This window comes from Nitrospiria bacterium, assembly GCA_036397255.1.
Classification (GTDB): Bacteria; Nitrospirota; Nitrospiria; order DASWJH01; family DASWJH01; genus DASWJH01.
On record DASWJH010000072.1, the window covers coordinates 1 to 2,032 of the forward strand.

Here is a 2,032-nt window from a genome sequence, read left to right on the forward strand (position 1 = left end):
GCATAGTCTACAGAATGCCATGGCGTCCTGATAGACTTTAAAATTTTTGAACCGAAAAGCCAAGAGGTAATTGGAATGAGTTTTTAAGTTTTCGGTTTTTGCCTTCAAAAAAGTTAAAAGTTATAAGTTATCAGTGATTCCCCCTTGGGCGGAATCCTGGCGGAGGGGGTAGGATTCGAACCCACGGAGCTTTCGCTCAACGGTTTTCAAGACCGCCGCCTTCGACCACTCGGCCACCCCTCCGATTATAACTGTGGGCCCGTGCGGAAGAAGAAAACCCTGGTCCTCCGGTGCCCCAGACCCCGCGCTCGGATACGGCAGAGCCGTTTCCTCGCTTAAATTTTATAATTTTTCTCCTTACCTCATACCCTTCCTCTAACGTAATATTTTTGGAGCCTAATTGTTTTTTGTTATCAGTTCCTCGTCCCCCATGTAAGGCCTCAAGGCCAATGGAATGGAAACCGAACCATCTTCCCTTTGAAAATTTTCTAAAATAGCAACTAAGGTTCTCCCCACCGCCAAGCCTGACCCGTTGAGAGTATGTACCAATTGAGTCTGTTTCTTTTGAGCACGATAACGGATACTCATTCGTCTGGCTTGGAAATCTTCAAAGTTACTGCAGGAGGATATTTCTTTGTATGATCCCTGCCCCGGTAACCATACCTCAATGTCGTAGGTTTTGGCGGAGGCAAATCCAAGATCTCCCGTGCACAGAACTACCACACGGTAAGGAATCTCCAAACGTTTGAGAACTTCTTCCGCGTGGGAAAGAAGGATCTCCAGTTCGGAATAGGAGTCCTCTGGTTTCACAAAACGGACCATTTCAACTTTATTGAATTGATGCTGTCGAATCAGTCCCCGGGTATCCTTTCCATAGGAACCCGCCTCCCGACGAAAACATGGGGTATAGGCCACATAACAAATGGGAAGACGCTCCGCCTCCAAAATTTCCCCCCGGTGAATGTTCGTTACAGGGACCTCTGCTGTGGGAATTAAAAAATAATCTTCTTTGGATAAATAAAAAAGATCATCCTCGAATTTGGGAAGTTGCCCTGTTCCCATTGTGCTCTCCCGGTTCACGATAAAGGGGGGAATGACTTCCAGATAGCCGTGTTCCTTGGTATGTATGTCGAGCATAAAATTAATAAGTGCCCGCTCCAAACGGGCACCCAGTCCCCGGTATAAAGTAAACCGGGCTCCGGTGATCTTCCCGCCTGCTTCAAAATCCAAAATACCGAGATCCTCCCCGATATCCCAGTGGGCTTTGGGTCTGAAGGAGAATTCAGGGTGTTTTCCCCATTTCCGAATGTCCTGGTTTCCCTGCTCGTTTTCTGCAACAGGGACAGATTCATGGGGAATATTGGGGAGGTTCAGTAGAAGAACATCCAACTGTTTTTCGTAATCCCTTACTTTCTCATCCAGCCTTTTAATTTCTTCACCCACTTTTCTCATTTCTTCCCGAAGGTCCTGAGAAACAGGTTCTTTATTTCTGCTCTTTTTTCCGATTTCATCAGAAACTACATTTTTTTTATGCTTTAGGGCATTGACCTGGTTTAAGGTTTCCTTCCAATCTTGGTCTAAATTCAATAGAGAGGTCATATCGGGAATCAGCCCCCGTTTCCGGAGAACCGAAGTGATTTTTTCGGGGTTTTCCCGAATTTTTTTTATATCCAACATTTAATTTTCTTAATGCTTTCAGATATTTGAGACGGAAAGGACAACCACCTAATCTATCATCCAAAAGACGCTTTAGTCAATCATTTTATACGGAACATAAAAGGTATAATAAGGACTTTCGACTCACCCCCCGGCCTGCTTGAAGGCGGGAAGCCGTTCCTTTTTTTAAATACAACATCGGTCAGAGATTTATGGTTGTTTTTTATCCTCTCGAATAAGAGCCTGTCCGGCAAACCATTAAGTTAGGGATAGCACATTGGCGAATGTGATCCGTGCGGAATTATTCATCCATCGAAGAGTTAGAGGGTCCATCGATATGGAAGTCATGGTATATGCAAGAGAGGCATCCATGTCC

The 2,032-nt window shown here is 45.0% G+C and carries 1 protein-coding gene and 1 tRNA gene; both read right to left on the reverse strand.

Translation table 11 applies throughout. The features are described 5' to 3' along the window. Window positions 1–157 precede the first annotated feature (157 nt). Window positions 158–243: transfer RNA gene (locus VGB26_09310), tRNA-Ser, on the reverse strand. 153 nt (window positions 244–396) lie between these two features. Then, window positions 397–1,677, reverse strand: coding sequence for a serine--tRNA ligase (serS, locus tag VGB26_09315; GenBank protein HEX9757985.1), 1,281 nt, complete (start codon window positions 1,675–1,677; stop codon window positions 397–399). Window positions 1,678–2,032 lie beyond the last annotated feature (355 nt).

Bases quoted from the DNA above. Each gene is read 5' to 3' on its own strand.
- serS (HEX9757985.1), bottom strand. From the start codon at position 1,677: ATGTTGGATATAAAAAAAATTCGGGAAAACCCCGAAAAAATCACTTCG.